The 16,589-nt window shown below is 40.7% G+C and carries 19 protein-coding genes and 1 tRNA gene; 3 read left to right on the top strand and 17 right to left on the bottom strand.

What is annotated here, in order from left to right; all coding sequences use genetic code 11:
• Positions 1-20 precede the first annotated feature (20 nt).
• Both RDY04_RS04205 and ilvD read right to left on the bottom strand, forming a co-directional pair.
• A complete protein-coding gene (locus tag RDY04_RS04205; protein WP_303951862.1) occupies positions 21-524 on the bottom strand; it encodes a hypothetical protein in 504 nt (167 codons plus the stop codon).
• A 71-nt stretch (positions 525-595) separates the two neighbouring features.
• Positions 596-2,314, bottom strand: coding sequence for a dihydroxy-acid dehydratase (gene ilvD / locus RDY04_RS04200; RefSeq protein ID WP_303951859.1), 1,719 nt, complete (start codon positions 2,312-2,314; stop codon positions 596-598).
• A 112-nt stretch (positions 2,315-2,426) separates the two neighbouring features.
• On the opposite strand from ilvD, the gene RDY04_RS04195 reads away from it, so the two are divergent.
• Positions 2,427-3,608 (top strand): NAD(P)/FAD-dependent oxidoreductase, encoded by a 1,182-nt coding sequence (locus tag RDY04_RS04195; RefSeq protein WP_303951856.1) that lies wholly within the window; start codon positions 2,427-2,429, stop codon positions 3,606-3,608.
• 71 nt (positions 3,609-3,679) lie between these two features.
• On the opposite strand, the gene RDY04_RS04190 is transcribed toward RDY04_RS04195, so the two are convergent.
• The 5 genes from RDY04_RS04190 to RDY04_RS04170 form a co-directional block, all read right to left on the bottom strand.
• Positions 3,680-3,766, bottom strand: a tRNA-Ser gene (locus tag RDY04_RS04190).
• A gap of 56 nt (positions 3,767-3,822) precedes the next feature.
• Entirely contained in the window at positions 3,823-4,464 is a 642-nt protein-coding gene (trmB, locus tag RDY04_RS04185) for a tRNA (guanosine(46)-N7)-methyltransferase TrmB (protein WP_303951854.1), read from the bottom strand.
• 9 nt (positions 4,465-4,473) lie between these two features.
• Positions 4,474-5,265 (bottom strand): cell cycle regulator CcrZ, encoded by a 792-nt coding sequence (gene ccrZ, locus RDY04_RS04180; protein WP_295496680.1) that lies wholly within the window; start codon positions 5,263-5,265, stop codon positions 4,474-4,476.
• Positions 5,266-5,322: 57 nt separating this feature from the next.
• Positions 5,323-6,357: an ABC transporter permease gene (locus RDY04_RS04175; RefSeq protein ID WP_374110366.1), complete on the bottom strand. Its 1,035-nt coding sequence runs from the start codon at positions 6,355-6,357 to the stop codon at positions 5,323-5,325.
• Positions 6,357-7,088 carry an ABC transporter ATP-binding protein gene (locus tag RDY04_RS04170; protein ID WP_303951845.1) on the bottom strand — a complete coding sequence of 244 codons (732 nt, stop codon included), beginning with the start codon at positions 7,086-7,088 and terminating at the stop codon, positions 6,357-6,359. Before RDY04_RS04170 ends, RDY04_RS04175 begins: the two co-directional genes overlap by 1 nt.
• A gap of 64 nt (positions 7,089-7,152) precedes the next feature.
• On the opposite strand from RDY04_RS04170, the gene RDY04_RS04165 reads away from it, so the two are divergent.
• Both RDY04_RS04165 and RDY04_RS04160 read left to right on the top strand, forming a co-directional pair.
• Positions 7,153-7,572 (top strand): HIT family protein, encoded by a 420-nt coding sequence (locus RDY04_RS04165; RefSeq protein WP_303951842.1) that lies wholly within the window; start codon positions 7,153-7,155, stop codon positions 7,570-7,572.
• A complete protein-coding gene (locus tag RDY04_RS04160) occupies positions 7,569-7,868 on the top strand; it encodes a hypothetical protein (protein WP_303951838.1) in 300 nt (99 codons plus the stop codon). The genes RDY04_RS04165 and RDY04_RS04160 overlap by 4 nt, the downstream gene beginning before the upstream one ends.
• A gap of 16 nt (positions 7,869-7,884) precedes the next feature.
• On the opposite strand, the gene RDY04_RS04155 is transcribed toward RDY04_RS04160, so the two are convergent.
• The 10 genes from RDY04_RS04155 to yhbY form a co-directional block, all read right to left on the bottom strand.
• Positions 7,885-8,235, bottom strand: coding sequence for a ribonuclease (locus RDY04_RS04155; protein ID WP_303951835.1), 351 nt, complete (start codon positions 8,233-8,235; stop codon positions 7,885-7,887).
• Positions 8,236-8,272: 37 nt separating this feature from the next.
• Positions 8,273-8,617, bottom strand: a complete 345-nt coding sequence (locus tag RDY04_RS04150) for a hypothetical protein (protein WP_303951831.1) — start codon at positions 8,615-8,617, stop codon at positions 8,273-8,275.
• 18 nt (positions 8,618-8,635) lie between these two features.
• A complete protein-coding gene (locus RDY04_RS04145; protein ID WP_303951829.1) occupies positions 8,636-9,133 on the bottom strand; it encodes a hypothetical protein in 498 nt (165 codons plus the stop codon).
• A gap of 335 nt (positions 9,134-9,468) precedes the next feature.
• Positions 9,469-11,574, bottom strand: a complete 2,106-nt coding sequence (locus RDY04_RS04140) for an AAA family ATPase (RefSeq protein ID WP_070850081.1) — start codon at positions 11,572-11,574, stop codon at positions 9,469-9,471.
• Between the two features lie 735 nt (positions 11,575-12,309).
• Positions 12,310-13,401, bottom strand: a complete 1,092-nt coding sequence (locus RDY04_RS04135; RefSeq protein ID WP_303951823.1) for a nucleotidyltransferase — start codon at positions 13,399-13,401, stop codon at positions 12,310-12,312.
• Between the two features lie 5 nt (positions 13,402-13,406).
• Positions 13,407-14,147: a class I SAM-dependent methyltransferase gene (locus tag RDY04_RS04130; protein WP_303951822.1), complete on the bottom strand. Its 741-nt coding sequence runs from the start codon at positions 14,145-14,147 to the stop codon at positions 13,407-13,409.
• 438 nt (positions 14,148-14,585) lie between these two features.
• Positions 14,586-14,939: a ribosome silencing factor gene (gene rsfS / locus RDY04_RS04125; protein WP_014632696.1), complete on the bottom strand. Its 354-nt coding sequence runs from the start codon at positions 14,937-14,939 to the stop codon at positions 14,586-14,588.
• Positions 14,940-14,962: 23 nt separating this feature from the next.
• On the bottom strand, positions 14,963-15,553 hold the full coding sequence (gene yqeK, locus RDY04_RS04120) for a bis(5'-nucleosyl)-tetraphosphatase (symmetrical) YqeK (protein WP_303951817.1): 591 nt from the start codon (positions 15,551-15,553) through the stop codon (positions 14,963-14,965).
• Entirely contained in the window at positions 15,550-16,182 is a 633-nt protein-coding gene (locus RDY04_RS04115; RefSeq protein WP_295493331.1) for a nicotinate-nucleotide adenylyltransferase, read from the bottom strand. Before RDY04_RS04115 ends, yqeK begins: the two co-directional genes overlap by 4 nt.
• Before the next feature lie 71 nt (positions 16,183-16,253).
• Positions 16,254-16,571 (bottom strand): ribosome assembly RNA-binding protein YhbY, encoded by a 318-nt coding sequence (gene yhbY, locus RDY04_RS04110; RefSeq protein ID WP_002884193.1) that lies wholly within the window; start codon positions 16,569-16,571, stop codon positions 16,254-16,256.
• Between the last annotated feature and the right edge of the window lie 18 nt (positions 16,572-16,589).

The raw sequence follows: 16,589 nt of genomic DNA, 5'->3' as shown, positions 1-16,589 counted from the left end.
CATTTCCAACCGGTTTTTTGCTATATTTTTTTCTTTGGATGACGATCGATAATCTCTTGATGATTGGCTAGAGTTTCCTCTCCCTTTCGAGTCAAGGCAATACCTCGTACCGTAAAGTACTGACCTAGCTCTTCTTCAGATAGATTTTTAGCTAAGGCTTCATCCAAGTCAGCTACCTTCATCTTAGAAAGCCCCTTAACTCCTCGTTCTTTGAGAATGGTCTTCTTCTGACTGCTATTGAGATGATCAAGAGAATCAAAGGCAGATTCCTCATATGCATACCCATTTTCAAGTAGTTGAGTCAAATGGCTAGGTCCATCAATACCATATGTATATTCGAAATACTTTGGATACCAAGTTTCATTAGTAAAAGTGCCAAAGTTAATTCGCCAGAGCAAAATAATGTCACCAGCTAACAGTCCATCAGCCAACGGCTCCATGTTTCGCTTTGGAACAGGTTTAACCCCTTCTTTAGGGTCTCTATCTTGGGAAACATAGGGTTTAATCATATAATCTTCGTACATCATTTCTCTCTTTTAAGTAATAAAAATCACATCGCACTTATGTCCGGTGTGATTTCTTTTATGTTAGCAAATTAGGCTTTACCTGATTTATCCATATTCCAGAAGTCGGTAACGGCACCACGAGATGCTGATGAAACGATGTGAGCATATTTACCGAGGACACCACGGCTATAAAGTGGCGGCAACTCAGTTTCAGCTTTACGTTTCGCCAACTCTTCGTCTGAAACGTGCATAGTAATCTCTTTGGTATCTTGGTCAACTGTAACCATATCACCTGTACGGAGGTAGGCAATAGGTCCACCAACCTGAGCTTCAGGAGCAATGTGACCAACAACGAGTCCGTAAGTACCACCTGAGAAACGTCCATCTGTCAAGAGGGCAACCTTGTCCCCTTGACCTTTACCAACGATCATTGATGACAATGACAACATTTCTGGCATACCAGGACCACCCTTAGGGCCTACAAAACGTACAACAACTACGTCACCATCAACGATTTCATCAGAAAGAACGGCTTCGATGGCATCTTCTTCTGAGTCAAATACTTTAGCAGGACCAGTGATGTTACGAACTTTAACCCCTGATACTTTGGCAACCGCACCTTCTGGAGCCAAGTTACCTTTCAAGATAATCAATGGACCATCAGCACGTTTAGGATTTTCAAGCGGCATGATGACTTTTTGACCTGGTGTCAAATCATCGAAGGCCTCCAAGTTTTCTGCAACAGTCTTACCAGTACATGTGATACGATCACCGTGAAGGAAACCATTCTTAAGAAGGTATTTCATAACGGCTGGCACACCACCGACGTTGTAAAGGTCTTGGAAGACATATTGACCTGAAGGTTTCAAGTCAGCCAAGTGAGGCACACGCTCTTGGAAATCGTTGAAATCTTCAAGTGTCAAATCAACATTAGCGGCGTGAGCAATAGCGAGCAAGTGAAGTGTCGCATTGGTTGAACCACCAAGTGCCATTGTGACAGTGATGGCATCTTCAAAGGCTTCACGTGTCAAGATATCTGATGGTTTAAGACCTAGTTCAAGCATCTTAACAACCGCACGACCTGCTTCTTCGATATCTGCTTTTTTCTCAGCTGATTCTGCAGGGTGAGATGATGATCCTGGAAGACTCATTCCCATTACTTCGATTGCTGTCGCCATTGTATTGGCAGTATACATACCACCACAACCACCAGGGCCAGGGCAGGCATTACATTCAAGTTCTTTAACCTCTTCGGCAGTCATATCACCGTGGTTCCATTTACCGATACCTTCGAAAACAGAAACCAAGTCGATATCCTTACCGTTAAGATTACCTGGTGCAATGGTACCACCATAGGCAAAAATCGCTGGAATATCCATGTTAGCAATGGCAATCATAGAACCAGGCATGTTCTTATCACAACCACCGATAGCAACAAAGGCATCGACGTTGTGACCACCCATAGCTGCTTCGATTGAGTCAGCAATGATATCACGAGATGTCAATGAGAAACGCATCCCTGGTGTCCCCATGGCAATACCATCAGCAACGGTAATGGTACCAAATTGAACTGGCCAAGCACCTGCGTCTTTAACACCTTCTTTGGCAATTTGACCAAAACCGTGCAAGTGGATATTACATGGTGTGTTCTCAGCCCAAGTTGAGATAACCCCAACAATAGGCTTTTCAAAACTATCATCTGTCATCCCAGTCGCACGAAGCATAGCACGGTTAGGTGATTTAACCATGCTATCGTAGACAGATGAACGGTGTTTCATGTTATTTTCAGACACGATATTTTCCCCCATAGTTAATAACTATTCTAATTTAAACTTCTATTCCTATTCTAACATAAATTGTCTAAAAAAACTGACTATTTACTAACTATTCTCCCTTTTTAAATTATGCTAAAATAAGGTCATGAAACATTTTGATACTATCGTTATTGGTGGGGGACCTGCTGGCATGATGGCAACCATCTCCTCAGCCTTCTATGGCCAACAAACCCTCCTAATTGAAAAAAACAAACGTCTCGGAAAGAAGCTGGCTGGTACTGGTGGTGGACGTTGTAATGTTACTAACAATGGGACTTTAGACGATCTTCTAGCAGGCATTCCTGGTAATGGACGTTTCCTCTATAGCGTCTTTTCACAATTTGATAACCACGATATCATTGCTTTTTTCGAGGACAATGGTGTCAAACTAAAGGTTGAGGATCACGGACGTGTCTTCCCTAAGACAGATAAATCACGGACCATCATCCAAGCTCTGGAAAATAAAATTCAGGAACTGGGTGCTAGCCTCCTTACCAATACAGAAGTTGTCTCTGTCAAAAAAGTTGATGAGCAATTCCAAGTTAAGTCTTCAGACCAGACTTTTACCAGTGATAAACTCATCGTCACAACTGGAGGAAAATCTTACCCATCGACTGGTTCAACTGGTTTTGGACACGATATTGCCCGCCATTTTAAGCTCCATGTCACTGATCTTGAAGCTGCGGAAAGTCCACTCCTAACCGACTTTCCACACAAGGCTTTACAGGGAATTTCTCTTGACGATGTCACTCTGTCCTATGGCAAACACAAGATTACCCACGATCTTCTTTTCACCCATTTTGGCCTATCTGGACCAGCTGCCCTACGTCTTTCCAGCTTTGTTAAGGGTGGTGAGATCGCTCACCTGGACTTTCTTCCCAACCAAAACCAAGATAATCTCAAGACTTACTTCGAGGAAAACCGTGAGAAATCTGTCAAAAACACCCTCAAAGCGCTTGTGCCTGAGCGTGTTGCTGAATTCCTGACAGAAGATAAGGCTGATAGCAAGGTTAAACAACTGCACCCCAAAGACTTGGAAAACATTATCAGTCAGCTTAAGGACATGGAAATTCCAATCACAGGTAAAATGTCACTTGCCAAATCCTTTGTGACTAAAGGTGGCGTTGACCTTAAGGAAATTAATCCCAAGACCCTAGAAAGTAAAAAAGTCCCTCACCTACATTTCGCAGGAGAGGTCCTTGATATCAATGCCCATACCGGCGGTTTTAATATCACTAGCGCCCTCTGTACTGGTTGGGTAGCAGGCATTCAGAGCCCTTGGGACTAGGAAGATTTTTCAATTAACGACAACAAAAAGGTCTCTTCTGTCATAGAAGGGACCTTTTGTCTATTACTCAAAGGAGAGGAGGGGATTCGAACCCCCGAGCCCCGTTAAGGACTACACGCTTTCCAAGCGTGCGCACTCGGCCTCTATGCGACCTCTCCACATTAAACGATTAGCGATAATAGGCTAATCGTTATTTTTATCAAGCTTTCAAGAGTTAATTTTTAAACTGAGCCTCTACTCGGTAGATGACCTGACCTTTTTCTGAGAATTTACGCTCGTACTCAGTCATGACGTTGCCTTCATAATCACTGGCATGAAGGTCCAACCAAACTTTGTTGAGAACCATTCCATACTGTGAAAAACTAGTCAAACTATACTCGAAAAGTCCACGGTTATCGGTCTTAAAGTGAATCTCTCCATTTTCAGGCAAAATTTGCTTATAAGTATCTAGGAAAGTCTTGTAAGTCAAACGACGTTTCTCGTGGCGACTCTTAGGCCATGGATCTGAGAAATTCAGATACATCATATCCACTTCGCCATCTTCAAAATAATTGGTCAAGGCTGAACCATCCACGCGCAAGAGCTTGACATTTTCAGCACCCGAAGCCAAAACCTTATCCAAGGCATAGCTCAATACAGACAGCTGAATATCAATACCAATGTAGTTGATGTCAGGGTTTTGTTGGGCCATACCAGTAATGAAGGCCCCTTTACCAGATCCTACCTCGATATGGATAGGGTTGTCATTACCAAAAAGCTCATGCCACTTACCTTTAGCAGCCTCTGGCTCAAGGATAACGTATTGAGGATGATTCGCTAGGTGTTCCTCTGCACCCTTACGTTTTCTAACTCGCATGTCTACTTTCTAATACCTGTGCAAGGTCTCTCTGAATTTACGAAGTTCATAAATCTCTCGGTTGGCATGTTCCATATCACGACTATCAAAGAATTTGGAAATCTGTGTCAAATATGAAAATTGTCCATACCAGTAAATCTTGTCCATCACAAGGTCGTTGTTCTTATAACCATAGTATGACAACCACTGTGGCCAATGTGCCAATGGAATGTAATGGCTGAGAATCTGCGCCACATCATACATACGATCTGTTAGACGTACCGAATCCCAATCAACCAAATAAATCAATCCTGAGGTTGTGATAACAAAGTTACTATGACGAGCATCTCCATGAACAATTGTTGCAATTTCCGCACGAAACTCTGGAAGATGACGTTTCAAATCTCTAACAACGCCTTGAAGGAAGCCATTCTCACGCAATTGGTAGGCAGCATTTTCCTCCCATTCGTGCAGAAGATCAAAAGGATTTTCAATATGATAATCCAACTGCAAAAGTTGATTAACCAAGTGTTTAGAGCGGTGCAAATTACCAAGAATTTGGATAATCTGTTTACTATTCATGTCATGTTTGGTCAAAATACGACCATCAAGCCACTCCTGTGCACTCATCATGTCACCATTTCCCAGACGCTTAGCCCACAAGAGCTGGGGCGCAATCTGTTCCTTGGCAAGAGCTGCCAAGATTGGTGTTGTATTCATCTTCACAAAGACGCGATCTCCGTTTGGGTAAGTTCCCATATAGGCCTTACCACTATTTCCTTTGAGAGGAGTCAGGCTCAAATCTTTATCTGTTGATGTCACCTAGGCATCTCCTTTTTCTTTAGTCATTTGCTTCTATTTTAACTTATTTAATAGGTGTTAGTCAATCATCTTCTTAAGCTTGGCTGGTAGGTAAACAAGGCTCAAAACTAGCATAACTACAACCAGAATCAGGCTAAATTTAAAGTCGAAGAGACAAATAGCCTGTACCAGAGTCAACACAAGTACAATCTGTGTAATCAAGCGTTTAAGATTGCTCACCTGCATGTCTTTTCCAACTGGCATAAGGTTAGCCATTCTCTGATAAGCAAAGTGCGATTTAAGCGCCGTGAGCTGGAAGAGCAAAAGGTAGTCAAAAACAACCACAAGCACCATAGCCAACCATTTTTCAGGAACCAAAAAGATAACTAAAAGTGTTAGGGCAAACAGACGTAAACTAAGGGCAAAGTAATCTCCAGAACGCAAGAAGGCTCTTAGGTAAAGATTGTACCAGGTATGTTCCTTGTCTTTCTTTGTACGTTTGAGAATAGCATCCAAATAAGCACGGCGTTTAACACTCGATGTAATTCCCTTAACATTGGTAAAGAGTGAAAAGAACTTCAGAATCGATTGTTGACGCTTATTTTCTCCTGCAATAGCCTCAGTCCAATTCAGGCCAGACTGTTTATAAAAAGGTTGAGCCTTTTTCTGGAAAATAAAGTACTTAAGAATAGCCAGAGCCACAGCTACAAGGATAACTCCCCAAACTGGAAGCCCCAAGGCTAAAAAAAGTGGAACGAACAAGATAAAAATAAGGGTTTGGATGAGTACCCAAAATCTAAAAGCACGTCCTGTTGCCTTCTTAACATGGTTTAGCACTTCTTCTTCCTTCACCAAGAGATAGTGCTTGTCAGCAGGCTCTAAATAGGTGGCAATGTTCCCCCAGAAAGGAAGGAAAAGACAAAGTACAAGCAGGCCCAGGACAATTGCCCACGGATTCTTTGGAAAATGTCGAAGCAACTGGCTATACTGAACCAAGACAAAACCCAACAAAAAGAGAAGAACCAAGATAAAGTGGTCATTAAAGACGTAGCGACTATACTTAGCACAACGGGTATTGAATCGCTTGCTACGCTCCCTAAAAAGCTCAGCTATCATGACAATTCTCCCTTAGTTAACTGCATGTAAATATCGTTAAGACTGGCACTCTCATCGCCAAAAGTCTGACGGAGCTCCTCAAGAGTTCCCTGAGCCAAGACCTGCCCATGGTGCAAAATCACAAATCGGTCACACATCTTTTCAGCCGAATCCAAAACGTGTGTAGACATGAGAATTGCCTTGCCCTTAGCTTTTTCCTCAGCCAAAAGCTCGATCAAGTCCGAAATCGCCAAGGGATCCAAACCTAGGAAGGGCTCATCAACAATGAGAAGACTTGGACCAACAATAAAGGCACAGATAATCATGACCTTCTGCTTCATTCCCTTTGAAAACTGAGTCGGGAACCAGTCCAATTTTTCATCTAAGCGAAAGAGTTTGAGGTACTTGTCCGCACGTGCCATCCCCTCAGTCACATCAAGACCATAGGCCATCAACACTGTTTCCAAATGTTCACGAAGCGTCAACTCTTCATAGAGACTTGGCGTTTCAGGAATATAGCCAATCTTCTGACGATAGCTGGCTGGATCTTGCTGAATGGTTAACCCATCAATGGCAATCTGTCCCCCATAAGGTGTTAAAAGACCAATAATCTCGTTAATTGTTGTTGATTTTCCAGCACCATTAAGACCAATGAGACCAACCAATTCACCATCAGCCACCTCAAAGGTCACATCTTTTAGGACGGGAATATTAGCGTAACCACCCGTCACCTTTTCTAATTTAAGCATTATCTTTTCTCTCTTTGGTATGATATAATCTATTATAACAAAAACTCATGGAAAGGTCGTTATTATGGATAATTGTATTTTCTGTCAAATTATATCTGGGGAAATCCCATCATCAAAAGTCTACGAGGACGACAAGGTCCTAGCCTTCCTCGACATTTCACAAGCTACAAAAGGACATACCTTGGTTATTCCTAAAGAACACGTCCGCAACATTTTGGAAATGTCTGCAGATACTGCTGAGACTGTCTTTAGCCGTGTTCCAAAAATTGCCCGTGCCGTCCAAAAAGCAACAAAAGCTATCGGAATGAATGTCCTTAACAACAACGAAGAAGTTGCTGGACAAACCGTCTTCCACGCTCATATTCATCTCGTTCCTCGTTACGGTGCAGACGACGGTATCCACATGAGCTTTGATGAACACGAACCAGACTTCGCTGCCTTGGCTAGCCTTGCTGACAGCATTGCTAAAGAGGTAACAGAATGAAAATCGGACGCTATCTAGCTCTTGGAGCCCTCGTCTATGGTGCCTACTACGCCTATAAACGACGTGAAGACATCAAAGAGGAAATCCTAGACCTCAACCAATCTCGAGAAAATATTTCTCACGATTTGGACAGAATCAAACGTAACCTTGACATCATCAAGGAACAAAACCTTGTGCTTGATGACATCAAACAAGACCTCAGCTATAAAACACGTGTCTTTCAAAAAGACCTAGAACCCCGACTCAGCATCATCCAAGAACACTTGCAAAAGTATCAAGGTGAGGATAAAGAATAAAGGTAAGTAGCCTACGCTACTTACCTTTTTGAGTTGCTTTCCACTTTTTAAATTCTTGATATTCTCTAAAACTCTCTTCATCAGACAAATCATGCTTTTCATCTGATTCATAAGATGGTGAGATAAACTCTTCAAAATCGTCTAAAAATCCGTTATTACGATGTTTTCGACTTTTCCTCCAAGTCCTACCTTGTTTTATAGCAGTGTCTGAATTAATTTTATTATTTATCACATTTCCTGCTATCGCTCCTAAACCGAGCCATTTTGCTATATTACCTAATTTATTGATTACCTCTGAAATTGTAGCAAAAATCATGATAATTACCACGAATGCCATAAAGAAAAACATTGGCCAAAATAAATCCATTTTACACTCCTTGAAATAATTTTCTCATATTCAACTATTAAAGAAATTTTTTCAGGCTTGCTAGATACAAGGAGCCACCGATTATTCCTAAGATTCCGCCAATCCATCCCAAGAAAGGAATAAGAGAAATCGATCCTCCAACAATCAAAAGTACACTAGGAGCAGTTCCTACCGGTGTATCCCCTTTATAATATACAGCACCAACTATTCCAAGTACTAGTAGTGCTAGCTTTACAAGATATACAAACAAAGTCATTAATCCAGTCGCAGCTTCTGATCCCGAAGATGCTACACCTAAAATAAACCAGACTGCAAAAAGAAGAAAGATTCCTCCGATTAGTCCTACTACTCCATTTGTTACGGCTAATGTTTTTGTTTTCATTTAATCTCCTTAATTATATTATTGAATTTGGGTTGAAATATTATTTATATATTCCTTCAATCCATTACGGTAATTTTTCAAAAATTCAACTAGACTATCTTTACCAATAATCTTCGTGTTTCCCATCGCACCGTATTCTTTCTTCTGTTCTTCCAAAGATTTCAATGTTTCTTGTTTCATTTGCTCAATTGTATTTGCATCATCTAGTACTGTACCAGCGACAGCATTTTGATAATTCGTTAGATATTCATCAACAATTTTTGAATACATCGTTAGATAGTCGTTATAGGTTGAAATACTCCCAATTGTGGCATCAGATGTGTCCTGAGGGTTAAAATTACTTGAACTTACAGAACTTGAAGAGCTTGATGTTGTTGAAGAACTTGAAGATTTACTTGTAACGCCTCCTGAAATGTTTTTTGCAGTATTTATTAAGTTTTTACTAGCCGAACAACCTGTTAGTGCTATAGATAGTAAAATCACTGAAAATGTAAATAAACAATTTTTCTTTTTCATAAGAATCCCTAACCTAAATTTAATTTTCCATAAATATTATATATATATATATATATTGTCAACATGTTCTTGAAAATAAAATATATTTTTAACTATTCATAAGATTATTATAATTTCATCTCATTTTAAAATTAAGAATAAACATGGAAATCACAGCTATACACAAAACAAGACTTTCCTCTGTGCTAAAAGTCTTAAAATAATCTAGTTACGGAACGACGAAGTCGGTCTCTGACGTCCGTCATCACTTAAGCAAAGTATCAATAAAGAACATAAAAAAGCAGAGACGTCTAACATCTCTGCTTCATAAATAGGATTAGGAGGTTTTATGCTTTTTATTTAGCATCTTTTTCTTTGATAACCAAGACACCATCTTCCATATCAGCTTCTAGGTGTTTAGCATCAAGGTTATCCAAGTGGAAGTCTGTGACTTTGTCACGGATTTGTTGTTCAACCACACGACGGAGTGGACGAACACCCATGACTTCATCGTAGCCTTCTTCAGTCATGTATTCTTTAGCAGCTTCGCTAACTGCCAAGTCAATGTCTTTCTTAGAAAGAGTCTTGTTAACTTCAACCAGCATAAGGTCTACAATCTTAGAAAGGTCTTCTTTGCTCAAGTGTGAGAATTCGATGACAGCATTGAAACGGTTAAGGAATTCTGGACGGAAGTAAGGTTTCAAACGATCCATAAGTTCTGGTTTATCAGCATCTTCTGTCAAGTTAGCTTCGTAACCAAAACCAGCGTTTGAAGTTGCGATAATCACAGTATTCTTGAAGTTTACAGTGTTACCTTGACCATCTGTCAAACGGCCATCGTCCAAAACTTGGAGGAGAAGTGTAATCACTTGAGGGTCAGCCTTTTCAATTTCGTCAAGAAGGACAATTGAGTAAGGGTTACGGCGAACACGTTCTGTCAAAGTATTGCTATTGTCATCATAACCAACATAACCAGCTGTTGTACCAATCAATTTAGAAACGGCTGTGCGGTCGCTGTATTCTGACATGTCCAAACGGATGATAGCATCTTTAGTTCCGAACATATCAAGAGCCAATTGTTTAGCCAACTCAGTTTTACCAACACCCGTAGGTCCTACAAAGAGGAAGCTACCAATTGGACGGTTACCTTCGTCAAATCCTGCACGGTTACGACGGATGGCACGTGCCACTGCTTCAACGGCTTTATCTTGACCGATAACCTTAGTTTGCAAACGGTGACCCATATCTTTCAAACGTTCGATATCAGTTGCACCCATTTGTGACACTGGAATACCAGTCATACGTTCTACAGATTCAGCCACATCATTAACAGTTGCAGTGACTTTAAGGTCTTCTGTATGGTTAGCAATTTTCTTTTCAAGTTCTTCAATACGAACCTTAGCGTTTAGAGCTGCCTCGTAGTCTTCTTTGGCAGCTGCAGCTTCTTGTTTAGCTTTTTCTTCTTCGATTTCATGTTCAACAGCATTCACATCAGTCACTGGATGTTGAGCAGCCAAGTGAGCAGCTGTTACATCGACAAGGTCGATAGCCTTATCTGGCAAGCTACGTTGTGGAATGTATTGGACAGAGAAATCTACCGCTGCTTTCAAAACATCATCTGGCAAGATAACATTGTGGTGTTTTTCATAAAGATCACGAATACCTTGGAGAATCTTGAAGGTATCTTCAGCAGATGGAGCATTAACCTTAACTTCATTGAAACGACGAGCAAGAGCTGCGTTCTTCAAGATAGTGTTACGGTATTCATCTTGAGTTGTTGCACCAATCACTGTCAATTCACCACGTGAAAGAGCAGGTTTCAAGATATCAGCAAGACCTTTAGATCCTTGACCATCGCCAGTGCTTCCAGCACCAAGAATTTGGTGGATTTCATCGAAGAAGAGGATGATATTTCCAGCTTCTTTGACTTCATTCACCAAGTTTTGAATGTTTTCTTCAAAGCTACCACGGTATTGAGTACCAGCTTCAAGTCCAGAAATATCGATTGAGATGATTTCTTTGTTCTTGATAGCAGCTGGGACATCACCATTTACGATGGCTTGTGCCAAACCTTCAACTACGGCTGTTTTACCAACACCAGCGTCCCCGACAAGGACTGGGTTATTCTTGGTACGACGAGCCAAGATTTCGCAAGCTTCTTGGATTTCTTTGTTACGTCCGATAACAGGATCCAATTTACCTTCGCGAGCTTCTTCAGTCAAGTTACGACCAAGTTTAGCAAGAATACCATCTTGTTTAGGTCCTTTACCTTGTTGTTGAGTTGGGTTGACTGCTTCACCTTCATTACCAGGCAATTGACCTGTTTGACGGTAAATCGCAAATTCTTCAGGTGTCACTTCACGACCGTTAATCATGTAGCGACGGTTTTCTGAACGGTAACCACCCATGTTACCCATCAATTGATTGAAAAGATCGTCCATATTGTTAAAGTTGTTGTTCATATAATTACCTCGTTTTGTGTTTTCTTGTGAAATCTTTTGAGTGTTATTTTATGTTAATGTGTAAGATTTGACTTTTACTGACCAAAATCCTAAAAATTTTTAGTAGCTTTAACTACTCTTCTAATAATTTCAGGTTTTGCTCTTGGTAGGAGACTGAGAACTTTCTCAGTCTTAAATAAATTGTCATTTAGCATAAGAGCCACCTTCTTTCTGTGAATCTCTCAATACAGCTAACTTCCAAGCCCCTTTCGAAACCATAAATAGTTTTTCAGAAAGAAACTTGAATATTAAGGAAGCCTTTTTCCTTATAGTTTTATCATATACCTTTCATTTGATCAGGTCAAGAATTTGGTTTTGACTTTTACTGACCTTTTAGATGAAAATTTTTGCAGACTAGCTGCAATCCTTTTTTATTGGTATATGGGCTATTGACACAGCCTTCATAAGGCTTTCATTTCCTTATGTTTATATTGTACAACATTGGTCAGTAATAGTCAATAGTTTTTCTGACTTTATTTGACCTTTGTCATAAATTTTTTTGCAGGCAAGCCATAATTATCTTTTTTCAAAGATTTAGGCTAGCGCTGCAAGATTTATAAGGAAGCTAAATCCTTACAAGATTATCATACACCATTAGTCAGTAAAGGTCAATAGTTTTATTTGATCTTTTTTGACCTTTTTAAGAATATTTTCCGAAAAGTAAAAAAGCCTACCAAGGGTAGACCTATCATAAAGCTAATTTACTCTAATCGGTACGCGTCCGAAGTTTTGTTGAGAAAGCTCGGGGTTGCCTAATTGATAAACATTATCCGCTTGTTGTGTAAGTATATCCCAAGGCTCCCTTCCAATCCGAGCCACTATATCCACAGACTTTTTCACAGATTTGAGATGAGACTGCCCTTTTTGAGAAAAACCAAGGACATGAACAGCCTGGGGTAAAGGATTTTCCACAGCTCCAACTAGGATATAGGTCAAAATACGACGTACCCGTGCTTTTGTATAGCGTTTAGTCGCCACCTTATCCACGAGTTCCTCCACAGAAGAAACCTCACGGATAGCAACTTTTAAACGACTGGCAATCTCTTCATTCACCTGGAAAACGCTAGTCAAATCAGGGTTTGTAAGAATCTGATAAACCAACAATTGGAAATAATTATCCCAAGAGACCTGTGGAGAATTCTGAAAAAGTTTGCTGTTGGGCATGAACTTATCCACAAAATCACTGTCTTGCTTGTGGAGACGTAGGCTGGTCGCTGAGGCGAAAGATACTTCCTTGTCTGAGGAATGATAGCCAGCTCCTTGTCTCTGAATAGGAGTCAACTTAATACCCTTACCAGCACAAGCTTTTGCATAGGCTAGTCCTAAAATATGGTTGGGGGTATTGCCAGTAAAATCCACACCAGCAAACTTTTCCCACATTTTTTGTGTCTTTTGTGGATAAGACAAATCACTAGGCAAACTTTCCACAAAGGCTTCCATTTCCTCGGAATTTTCAGCATAGACATCTGCTATAGCCTGGTAGTCTAGGACTTCTTCCGTGCCAAAAGTAAGGCTATCAATTCCCAGTCGGGACAAGATTTCGACAGCTCCAGCAGCAAAATAATCGGCAGACTGGACTGAAGTCAAGAAAGGCAACTCAACCACGAGGTCCACTCCATTTTCCAAAGCCATCTGAGCCCTAGTCCACTTATCCACAATAGCTGGCTCACCTCGCTGAACAAAGTTCCCAGACATGGCAACGATTTTGACACCTTCAGCCTGATCCAAGAGATACTTGTGGCCGTTATGAAAAGGATTGAACTCAGCAATAATACCTGTAACTGTCATAGCTCTTATTTTTGGGCCACAAAGAACCAACGTGCACTAGTTTCAGTCGGTTCCTTATCCTCGAAATCAGCGTAAAGTTTGAAAGATTTGAAGCCAGCCTGCTCCAACAAGATATCGTAAGTCAAAACCTCATAGGTACGTTCCTCATGGACCTCATCATGACGGCTAAAGCTTCCATCTTCCTCTTGGACAAAGAAGGTCAATTCATGAACAATAGAATGTGGTGCCGCATCCTCATAGGTATCCCAGAGCATAGCAAAGTCTTCTGCATTTTCATGATAGGAATAGCCAGGGAAAACCTTATCCGTCTGATAGGTTGAGTGCACATCAAAGATGAAGACGCCATCCTCATTGAGAGCATTGTAAACCTCTTTAAACACGTCTCCGACTTCTACTTCGTCCTGCATATAGCAGATTGAATCTGAGTAGCAGGTCACAAAGTCATACTTGCCCGCTTGCGATAAATCCAACATGTTGCCTTCAATAAAGTCAATTTTCTGTTTGGCAGAGGACGCACGCTTCTCCGCAATCTTCAACATATCAGCACTCAAATCGAGTCCAGTTACATCAAAACCAGCTTGAGAAAAGCGTACAGACTGAATTCCAGTTCCACAAGCCAATTCAAGTAATTTCTTTTTATCCTTAGTCTTTGGCAAATGACGGAGAGAAAAATTCGTCCACAAATCGTAAAGACTATCATCCATAACAGCGTCGTATACCGCCGCAAAAGTTTCATAAGTAGCCATAATGATGATACCAAGTCCGCCCGTAATCGGAAAGAAAATTAGGGGAGTGAGACAGAACGAGTTTTCTTAGAAAAATCGTTCGTTGTCTCACCCCGCAAGGCTAATTCGCTACTCTTCCGAGCTTAAAAAGCGAATGAAGAGTCCAATTAGCTACTGCGCCAAATAATAAATTTTAATATTAATAATTTAACATAGAGCTATCTATTTCCGACGATTACAGGACGAGTTCAAATCCTTTCTAAGATACAAAGAGCGTCAAAAGCACAGAGAAAACAGGAAACTTTCGGCTGTATCGTTAGATACAAAGGAAATTGATTTTTTCTCACAGTTTTTGGTGCGTGTTCAGTTGACAAGCCAACTAAACACAAAGCTCTATCCTTCCTATTAAATCTTTAGTTGAAGCAACAAAACCCAGTTGTCGCCAACTGAGTTCAATTTTTATGCCAAATAAGCTGACACATCCACCATTGGTGCTTCATGCCAGAGTTTTTCAAGGTTATAGTGAGCACGTTCATCTTCTGTAAAGATGTGAACAACGACGTCGTTAAGATCCAAAAGAATCCAACCACCCTTGTTGTCACCTTCCATGTGACTAGCGTCAAGGCCCGCTTCTTTCACTTTCTCACGGATATTGTCAGCAATAGCTTCCAACTGACGGCTATTCATGGCACTCAAAATAACAAAGTAATCCGTTAGGCTTGTAAGGCCGTACAAATCAAGGGCAACAATGTCTTCAGCTCGCTTTTCATCAGCAGCTTTGACAACCAATTCAAGTAATTCTTCTTTAGTCAATGATATTCTCCAGTAATTTGTTATTAATCTTTTAAGTAATGCACAAAAACATTATAGGTTTCCAAGGTTTGCGGGAAAATCGGTAAAGCTTGGTGGGCCAAGTGTTCTACCGTATGGACTGTTTCAAAAGCAACTGCCTTATCTAAGGATTGCTCTGCTACTTGTCTAGCTTCCTCTACCAAAGGGAAATTACGGTTATGCTCAATATAATCAGCCACATAGACAATCTTATCCAGGGTTGACATGTCATGGCTTCCGACGGTATGGATTTCGATACTACGCAGAATCTCGGGATCAGTCAATCCCAAATCTTCTTGGATTTTGTAAATCCCAACCATGCCATGCCAGACATTGTTTCCCCATTTTTTCAATGCAGGATCAAGCTCATATTTATCTATAAGTTCCAAGAATTCCTGATCTGGAAGTTCCTTGGCATAATCATGAAGGAGGCCAGCCAAGCCAGCTTGCTCAGTATCATATCCGTACTTTTCAGCAAGAGTAATAGCAGCTCTCTCAACACCCAGAACATGATTGAAGCGTTTAGGACTCATGACCGCTCGAACTTTTTCAAGGAGTTCTTCACGAGAATAGTCTAGATATTTTTCATAGGTCATTTATAGAGCCCCGCTTTCTTGATGTAGGCAAGTACAGACTGTGGCACCATAAAGTTAGGTGTACGATCCTTCTTAATGTAGGCCCTGACTGCACTCGAACTAATATCCATAAGGGGCACATCCACCCAAATAACTGGGTAAGACGTTCCTGCCTTATACTTAGGACGTTGAACACCCACAAATTGGACCATCTCGATAAGTTCGTCAATGCGATGCCATGTAGGCAGATAGTCTACCATATCAGCACCAATAATGAAGTAATAATCCGTATCAGGATTGGCCTCTGTCAAAAGCTTCATGGTGTCATAAGTATAACTGATTCCCTTGCGCTCCAACTCGATGGTTTCAATATCCAAACCTTCGATACCGTTAATAGCCAACATGAGCATATTTAGGCGATGTTGTTCATCAATAGTCTCTTTTTTATCGACATGAGGTGGCTCAAACTCAGGCATAAGAAGAACTTCATCAAGGCCTAACTGCTGGCGCACCTGGTCAGCAACAACCAAGTGAGCATTGTGAACAGGGTTGAAATTTCCACCCAAAATTCCCACCTGCCTACGGCCAGTATCTTTGATTTCTTCTTCTAGTTGAACCTTTGTAAATGGGGTTACGAGATCCAGTGCCATTTACGCCTCCTCTTACTCAAACATCATCTAAATAACTGTTCTTTTGCCTTTAAGGTTTCAAAAGTCATCAACTATTTTTGGATGGCTTTAACCTTTGGTGATAACTTACGATTTTCTTTTTTAGCTGATTCTTTGTAGAGAATCAAGATACGTCCAATCTTAAGGACTGTATCACAGCCAATTTCTTCTTCCAAAATTTCAGCAACCTCATGAATATCTTCCATAGTATTTTGGAGTAGGGTTACTTTGATCAATTCACGGGCATCAAGGGCATTACGAACGCTAGTTTTGATGTGGTCGTTAAGACCGTTTTTCCCGATTTGTACAATAGGTTTGAGAGTGTGTGCTTCCGATTTGAGGAAGGCACGTTGTTTTGATGTTAATGACATGTTTATTCCTTATAACTA

The organism is uncultured Streptococcus sp., from assembly GCF_902463925.1.
Classification (GTDB): domain Bacteria; phylum Bacillota; class Bacilli; order Lactobacillales; family Streptococcaceae; genus Streptococcus.
The sequence above is the reverse complement of the archived record's forward strand: the minus strand, read 5'-3'. Positions and strand labels throughout refer to the sequence as shown.

Bases quoted from the DNA above. Each gene is read 5' to 3' on its own strand.
- RDY04_RS04205 (WP_303951862.1), bottom strand. From the start codon at position 524: ATGTACGAAGATTATATGATTAAACCCTATGTTTCCCAAGATAGAGAC.
- ilvD (WP_303951859.1), bottom strand. From the start codon at position 2,314: ATGGGGGAAAATATCGTGTCTGAAAATAACATGAAACACCGTTCATCT.
- RDY04_RS04195 (WP_303951856.1), top strand. From the start codon at position 2,427: ATGAAACATTTTGATACTATCGTTATTGGTGGGGGACCTGCTGGCATG.
- trmB (WP_303951854.1), bottom strand. From the start codon at position 4,464: ATGCGAGTTAGAAAACGTAAGGGTGCAGAGGAACACCTAGCGAATCAT.
- RDY04_RS04170 (WP_303951845.1), bottom strand. From the start codon at position 7,088: ATGCTTAAATTAGAAAAGGTGACGGGTGGTTACGCTAATATTCCCGTC.
- RDY04_RS04165 (WP_303951842.1), top strand. From the start codon at position 7,153: ATGGATAATTGTATTTTCTGTCAAATTATATCTGGGGAAATCCCATCA.
- RDY04_RS04160 (WP_303951838.1), top strand. From the start codon at position 7,569: ATGAAAATCGGACGCTATCTAGCTCTTGGAGCCCTCGTCTATGGTGCC.
- RDY04_RS04155 (WP_303951835.1), bottom strand. From the start codon at position 8,235: ATGGATTTATTTTGGCCAATGTTTTTCTTTATGGCATTCGTGGTAATT.
- RDY04_RS04150 (WP_303951831.1), bottom strand. From the start codon at position 8,617: ATGAAAACAAAAACATTAGCCGTAACAAATGGAGTAGTAGGACTAATC.
- RDY04_RS04145 (WP_303951829.1), bottom strand. From the start codon at position 9,133: ATGAAAAAGAAAAATTGTTTATTTACATTTTCAGTGATTTTACTATCT.
- RDY04_RS04140 (WP_070850081.1), bottom strand. From the start codon at position 11,574: ATGAACAACAACTTTAACAATATGGACGATCTTTTCAATCAATTGATG.
- RDY04_RS04135 (WP_303951823.1), bottom strand. From the start codon at position 13,401: ATGACAGTTACAGGTATTATTGCTGAGTTCAATCCTTTTCATAACGGC.
- RDY04_RS04130 (WP_303951822.1), bottom strand. From the start codon at position 14,147: ATGGCTACTTATGAAACTTTTGCGGCGGTATACGACGCTGTTATGGAT.
- yqeK (WP_303951817.1), bottom strand. From the start codon at position 15,553: ATGACCTATGAAAAATATCTAGACTATTCTCGTGAAGAACTCCTTGAA.
- RDY04_RS04115 (WP_295493331.1), bottom strand. From the start codon at position 16,182: ATGGCACTGGATCTCGTAACCCCATTTACAAAGGTTCAACTAGAAGAA.
- yhbY (WP_002884193.1), bottom strand. From the start codon at position 16,571: ATGTCATTAACATCAAAACAACGTGCCTTCCTCAAATCGGAAGCACAC.